This is a genomic window from uncultured Candidatus Puniceispirillum sp. (assembly GCF_963979125.1).
Lineage (GTDB): Bacteria > Pseudomonadota > Alphaproteobacteria > Puniceispirillales > Puniceispirillaceae > Puniceispirillum.
Window position 1 is genome coordinate 1 of record NZ_CAXBVX010000099.1, and the last position, 7305, is coordinate 7305.

The window sequence follows — 7305 nt, forward strand, 5'->3', positions numbered from 1 at the left end:
TGTGCTCTTCCGATCTGAAGGGCACAGCTTTGGCATCACTGCCGCTGGTGGTGCTGGCTGGCAGCTTGCCGAATGGATCGTCGAAGGCGAGCCAACCATTGATATGCTTGGCGTTGATCCACGTCGTTACGGCAGTTACACAACGCAATCTTACCTCAAGGTCAAGAATGAAGAAGCCTATGCGAATGTCTTTACCACCCATTATCCGGATGAAGAGCGCGAAGAAGGCCGCCCCTTACGTACTGCGCCTTGCTATGATCGGCTAAAGGCACTTGGCGGAGTATTTGGCCAGAAATTTGGCTGGGAGCGTGCGAACTGGTTTGCCCCTGACGGTGTTGAGGCTGTTGATGACTGGTCATTCCGCCGTTCCAAATGGTTTGAACATGTCGGCAATGAAGTTAAAAATGTTTCAGAAAATGTTGGCCTTCTTGATATGAGTGCCTTTGCCAAGGCGCGTGTGTCTGGCCCCGGTGCCGAAGCTTTTCTGGACTATCTTGTCGCTAATAAATTACCCAAGAAAATTGGCCGTGTTGCTTTGTGTCACGCGCTGACTGATCGGGGCGGTGTCCATTCTGAATTTACCGTCCAACGTGAAAGTGCTGACAGCTTCTATCTTGTATCGGCAGGTGCGAACCAGCGCCTTGACCATGACTGGCTTAAAAAGCACATGCCAGATGATGGGTCGGTGCGCTTTGATAACATCACCAATGCAGTTGGTGTTCTGGTTCTTGCCGGACCGAAATCGCGTGATCTTCTTGCCAAGATCACACGTTCTGATCTCAACAACGAAGCTTTTCCATGGCTATCCGGTCAGATGATTGATGTTGGTCTGGCACCGGCAATGGCATTCCGGATGAATTTTGTTGGTGAACTTGGCTGGGAATTGCACCACCCCATCGAATATCAGAATCACATCTTTGATGCGATCATGAAGGCAGGTGCCGAATTTGGCATCAAGCCATTTGGTATCCGTGCGATGGATGCGATGCGCTTGGAAAAATCATACCGACTTGTTGGTACCGAATTGTCGATTGAATATGCCGCCCTTGAAAGTGGGTTGCAGCGCTTTGTGCATTTAAACAAGGGTGATTTCAAAGGTCAGAAAAATCTGGCCGCTTGGCAGGCTGATGGCTTTAAGAATACGCTTGTCACATTAGAGGTGCATGACACAACTGATGCTGATGCGATTGGCAATAACCCGATCATGACGCCTGATGGCACTGTTATCGGACGGGCGACAAGCGGCGGTTATGGCTTCAGGCTTGATAAATCATTGGCGATTGCTATGGTGCGACCTGATCTGGCGGCTGTTGGTACCGGTTTACTCATTGATGTGCTGGATCAACGCCTGCAAGTGACTGTCATTGAAGAGTCGCCTTACGATCCGGATAACGAAAAACTGCGCGCTTAATAAAAGGTGATGGCAATGTATAAAGGCGAGGGTAGATAATGTCTGAAACACAGGCCAGTGAAAGAAAAAGTCGTCGTGGTGGCGGCCGTGATGCGCGTCGCCAGATGCGGGCGGCAAGTGCGGGTGGCAAATCAGCCCCCTTTATCACCCGGCATATTGAACCGGTCGATATCTTAAGCGAGGAAGCCACCGAAATAATCGAACATAATGCCGAAACAATTCTCGAAGAAATTGGCATTGATTTTCGTGATGATCCAGAGGCACTTGATATTCTGCGTAATGCTGGCGCTGATGTTAAAGGCGAGCGTGTTCGCTTCCCGCGTGGTCTTGCCCGCCAGCTATGCGCCACCGCGCCATCCAGCTTTACCCAGCATGCGCGCAACCCCGAACGTTCGGTTGAAATTGGCGGTAACAAGACAGTCTTTGCGCCGGTTTATGGCCCGCCCTTTGTCCGCGACCTTGAAGGCGAGCGCCGCTATGCAACCATAGAAGATTTCCGTAATTTCGTGAAGCTGGTCTATATGCACCCCGGATTTCATCATTCGGGTGGTACCGTGTGCGAACCAGTTGATGTGCCGATTACCAAGCGTCACCTTGAAATGATCTATGCGCATCAAAGCCTGTCTGATAAGCCCTATATGGGGTCGGTCACGGCGCCTAGCCGCGCTAACGATACAGTCGAAATGTCGAAAATATTATTTGGTGCCGATTTTGTTGCCGAAAACACCGTTGTCACCAGTCTGATTAACGCCAATTCGCCAATGACATGGGATGATACGATGCTGGGCGCACTCAAAGTCTATGCGCGTAACAATCAGGCAGTCATTACAGCGCCCTTCATTCTAGCAGGGGCGATGTCGCCAGTATCCGTTGCTGGCACCTTGGCACAGACACTTGCCGAAGCGATCAGCGGCATTGCCTTTACCCAGGCGGTTAATCCGGGCGCTCCGGTCATCTTTGGCAGTTTTGCCAGTTCGATGTCGATGCAGACAGGCGCTCCAACCTTTGGCACGCCGGAACCTGCCAAGGTGCTTTATGCCTGTGCCAAACTGGCGCGGCGGTTGAATGTGCCGTTCCGCTCGGGTGGATCATTGACCGGGTCAAAGACGCCTGATTCGCAATCGGCGTATGAATCGACACATACGATCATTCCCACGGTCATGGGCGGGGTTAATTTCGTTCTGCATGCTGGCGGCTGGATGGAAGGCGGTCTGGTAGCCGATTATGCCAAGCTATTGCTTGATGCGGATCAGCTGACCATGATGCAGGATCTTGTTGCGGGCATTGATGTCAGTGAAAATGGTCAGGCGATGGATGCGTTGCGCGAAACCGGCCCTGGTCAGCATTTTCTGGGATCCAGCCATACGCAGGCGAATTTCGAAACCGCTTTCTGGCGTTCCGAACTGGCTGACAACACGACCTATGAGCAATGGTCAGCCGAAGGGTCGATCGACAGCAACGAACGCGCGCGCAAACGTGTTGTCGAGATGCTGGATTCCTATCAGGCACCGGCCCTTGATCCGGCCAAGGCTGAAGAATTACGCGCCTTTATCGCCACCCGCATGGAAGACCTGCCCGACAGCGATTTCTAGGTACTCACCAAAATATTTATCTAGCCTTTAAAGCTAAACCCATATTCCAATGCGGCATCGGTCATCCAGTCAAGCAGATAGGCGGCAAAACTTGTCCGGCACAAAATTGTCATGCTGCCATCTGGCATCGCCATCAGCGTGACCGCGGCATGCGATAACAATGTCTGGGCGGCGTTACCTGCCTTAAACTGGCTTGGATATAGATCAAGCGCACATCCCTTTGCCAATACCTTCAACAAAGCTGGGCCAGACAGGTGAAACGCACACAGGCTATCGGTGACATTGGTAATCGCGGCATGCTGCCCGTTTTTGATTTCCGATGTGATGATGCCGTGTAATTCGCTTTCCTTACCAGCTTCACACAGAATCAAAAACTCATCTGGTCCCAGCCATACAACATGTCGTTCGCCTGCCGACACATAGCTATTGGCGTTACGTGGCAGATTACATCCGGTGGCTGTATTGACAATCGCATTGATCGCCTTGCCACCACGGATATTCAATTTGCCAAGATGCTTTAGCTCGCGCATGTGAAGCCCGATATCGCCACCATCTGGATTAGGCAGATTTACAGAATCGCGTCCCGACATGGGGGTGCGTCCTGGAATTTGAACAGCATGAATTTGAACAGCATTATTAGCCATCGATACGCTCTCCCTTTGGATCAAAAAACACGGTATCGGTTATTTCGGCTTCAATGACATCGCCATCCAGCATCGGCAGATAAACAGTCTGGCCCATCATTTTATGGCCACCTTTCAGCATGGCCATGGCAATTGACCTGTTCACATTTGGCGAATAATAAGACGATGTAACCTGACCCAGCATCTCCATTGGCATTGGCTGATTTGGATCAACCACGACATGCGCGCCTTCGGGGATCACCCGTTTTGGATCTTTGGTTTGCAAACCAACCAGCTGTTTACGGTTTTCCAGCGCCATTGACTGCCGTGCTAATGCTCGCTTGCCAATAAAGTCGGCTTTCTGTTTGGACACAATCCAGTCCATATTCAGATCATGCGGTGTCACTGACCCGTCGGTTTCTTGCCCGACAATGATAAAGCCCTTTTCGGCACGCAATACATGCATGGCTTCGGTGCCATAGGGGGTAATATCATGGGCTTTGCCAGCCTTCATCAAATGTGTCCACAGCGCCAGCCCATGCCGTGCATGAACATTGATTTCAAACGACAGCTCGCCAGTAAAGGAAATGCGGAATATCCGCGCGGGAATACCGCCAATATGGCATTTTTGCATCGACATGAACGGGAAATTGCCTGGCGTCAGGTCAATATCGATCTGCGCATCTTTCAAAATCGTAGCGGCCTTTGGTCCTGACAGGGTGGCAACCGCCCATTGCTCGGTGACCGAGGTCAGATACACATCCAAGTCCGGCCATTCGGTCTGTAGCCATTCTTCCATCCAGTCCAGAACACCAGCCGCGCCACCAGTTGTTGTGGTCATATGAAAATGATTTTCACCCAGCCGTGTGGTGACGCCATCATCCATCACCATGCCATCATCCTTGAGCATAAGCCCATAGCGGCATTTGCCAATCGCCAGCTTTGACCAGCCATTGGTATAGATACGGTTCAAAAATTCGGCAGCGTCCTTGCCTTGGATATCAATCTTGCCAAGCGTTGACGCATCAAGGATACCGGCACTTACCCGGGCGGCGCGTACTTCGCGATTAACCGCATCCGACATGCTTTCGCCTTCTTTCGGATAATACCATGCGCGCATCCATTGTCCAACATGCTCAAATCTGGCACCGGCGGCGCGATGCCAGTCATCCATGCAGGTCACTCTTACCGGGTCAAACAAGGTGCCAATATCGCGGCCCGCAATCGCACCTATATTGGTTGGCGTATAGGGCATTCTAAAGGTTGTTGTGCCCACTTCGGGAATTTCGCTACCCAGCGCATCCGCCAGAATCGCCAACGCATTGATATTTGACGTTTTGCCCTGATCGGTGCCCATACCCATAGTGGTGTAACGCTTCAGATGCTCGACTGACTGATAGCCTTCGCGCGCGGCTATGCCAATATCCGTTGCGGTCACATCATTCTGAAAATCGACAAAGGCTTTAGGGCCTTTTCCGGCATCATGGCCATTGGCGATTTTCCACGCTGGCAATGGCCGCCAGCTTTGCTTGGGCATATCAACAAACGGAATATCAACATCCGCGCATTTAAAACCGGCGGCAATCGTTGCCTTGGTGCCGCTTCGCATACCGTCTTTCATCGCGCTGGCCAGATCAAAAGTGCCATTACACGCACCAGCATTGAAACAGGCTTCATGCACGCTTGCAGGCTTGAAGCACAGCTTTGTATCGTCCCATTGTAATTTACCGCGCGCCTGTGAATGCAAATGCACGGCAGGGGACAATCCCCCCGAAATTGCCAGCAGATCGACATCAAGATGAAGCTGATCGCCAACCACCTTGGTGGCATCTTTATTGACAGGTGCCACTTCGATACGCGCGATCCGTTTCGCCCCATGCGCAATCGTTACCGCATGACCAGTCAAAACATCGATACCAGCCCGCTTTGCGGCTGTTATCAATGCCCCACGCGGGTCTGGGCGCAAATCGATCACCGTCACATAAGCGCCGGATTCATGAAGGGCCAGCGCGGTTTTATACGCATCATCATTATTGGTGAAGACAGCAGTGCGGTTGCCTGGCACAACGCCATAACGGTTGATATAGCTACGTACGGCACCTGCCATCATTACACCAGGCAGATCATTGCCGCTAAAGACCAATGGGCGTTCATGTGCGCCTTGCGCCAGAACCACCTGCTTGGCACGAACTTTCCACAAACGTTGACGTGGCAGATGCGCTGGACGTTCACCCAGATGATCCGTCACCCGTTCATTCAGCGTCAGATAGTTACTGTCCATATAGCCGAAAACCGTAGTGCGCGGCAGCAAGGTCACGTCGGGCATGGCGGCTAATATGGCCACGGTCTTGGCAATCCACGCGCTGGCTGGCTCATCGTCAATCTCGACTTCATTCTCACTTAGCAACCAGCCGCCAAATTCATTCTGTTCATCGGCCAGAATAACACGGGCACCACTGCGTCCTGCTTGCAAAGCTGCCATCAGGCCGCTGGCACCACCACCAGCGATCAGAACATCACAATGGGCATTGGTTTTTTCATAACGATCTGGGTCATTATGGTCATCGGCTACTTTACCTAGGCCGGCGGCATTACGGATCACATGCTCATAGGTCATCCATAATGATGCTGGCCACATAAAGGTCTTATAGTAAAAACCGGCTGGAAAAAATCGGGCAAGAAGCGAATTTACCGCGCCCACATCAAAGTCCAATGATGGAAAGCGATTCTGGCTTTCGGCATAAAGCCCATCGAATAATTCGATCTGGGTAGCGCGCAGATTTGGTTCGGCATAAGCGCCTTTGCCAAGGCGGATCAGCGCATTTGGTTCTTCCGACCCAGCTGACAGAATGCCACGCGGGCGATGATATTTGAATGAGCGCCCCACAAGATGCACATTATTGGCCAGCAAGGCCGAAGCAAGCGTATCCCCCTCATAGCCCTGATAATCTTTACCATCAAAGGTAAAGCTGATGCTTTTGGCACGTTTAATCCGCCCATTGTCAGCCTTGCGACATGGTTGCGGTGCAGGTGTTTTTGTCTTTCCAAACGCCATTACCGAACTCTCCCTTTGCTGGCCACTGTCTTTGGCGTTGCTGCTTTTTCGGCTGGGCTATGGCGCCGCCAGCTATTTTTAAAGGTGCTGGCTGCAGACTTGCTTTTTGGTAATGCTCCCATCGGGTATATTTCAACGATCTCATGGCTTACCGTATCGCGCGCCACATTGAACCAGCGGCGGCATCCGGCCGTATGCCGCCAGCGTTCCAGAAACAACCCTTTGGGATTATCACGCAGAAACAGATAATCGGCGAATTCGGCATCAGTGATGCTGTTTTCGGCTAAGGGGCGGGCGATATGGGCTTCACCACCACAGGCAAATTCGGCTTCTTCGCGCGGGCCACAATGGGGACAATCAATAATCAGCAAGGTCGGTCTCCTGTTCCCTAATGTGCCACGCCAGCAGCGCCATGTTCGTCAATCAGCAATCCGGTTTGGAAGCGGTCAAGCGAATAGGGTGCGGCAATCTTGTTGGGTCGGTCATTGGCAATCAGATCGGCAAAAACATGGCCTGATCCCGGTGTGGCTTTAAAGCCGCCAGTGCCCCAGCCACAATCGAAATACAACCCGTCAATATCGGTTTTTGAAATAATTGGTGATGCGTCTGGACAGGTATCAACGA

5 protein-coding genes and 1 pseudogene are annotated in these 7305 nt (G+C 51.9%); 2 read left to right on the forward strand and 4 right to left on the reverse strand.

Going from position 1 to position 7305, the window contains the following annotated elements:
• The coding region (locus tag ABNT28_RS09075) for a glycine cleavage T C-terminal barrel domain-containing protein (RefSeq protein ID WP_348721435.1) at positions 1-1411 on the forward strand (1411 nt) is incomplete at its 5' end.
• A gap of 38 nt (positions 1412-1449) precedes the next feature.
• Complete coding sequence (locus ABNT28_RS09080) at positions 1450-3003, forward strand: trimethylamine methyltransferase family protein (RefSeq protein ID WP_332924834.1); 1554 nt, start codon at positions 1450-1452, stop codon at positions 3001-3003.
• Between the two features lie 20 nt (positions 3004-3023).
• Here ABNT28_RS09080 and ABNT28_RS09085 read toward each other — a convergent pair whose 3' ends face one another.
• From ABNT28_RS09085 to ABNT28_RS09100, 4 genes and pseudogenes are all read right to left on the reverse strand, one after another.
• Complete coding sequence (locus ABNT28_RS09085) at positions 3024-3647, reverse strand: sarcosine oxidase subunit gamma family protein (RefSeq protein WP_332924833.1); 624 nt, start codon at positions 3645-3647, stop codon at positions 3024-3026.
• Positions 3640-6681, reverse strand: a complete 3042-nt coding sequence (locus tag ABNT28_RS09090) for a sarcosine oxidase subunit alpha (protein ID WP_348721436.1) — start codon at positions 6679-6681, stop codon at positions 3640-3642. Before ABNT28_RS09090 ends, ABNT28_RS09085 begins: the two co-directional genes overlap by 8 nt.
• Positions 6681-7052, reverse strand: coding sequence for a sarcosine oxidase subunit delta (locus tag ABNT28_RS09095; protein ID WP_332924831.1), 372 nt, complete (start codon positions 7050-7052; stop codon positions 6681-6683). Before ABNT28_RS09095 ends, ABNT28_RS09090 begins: the two co-directional genes overlap by 1 nt.
• Before the next feature lie 17 nt (positions 7053-7069).
• Positions 7070-7305: pseudogene (locus ABNT28_RS09100) on the reverse strand (sarcosine oxidase subunit beta); the annotation flags it as partial.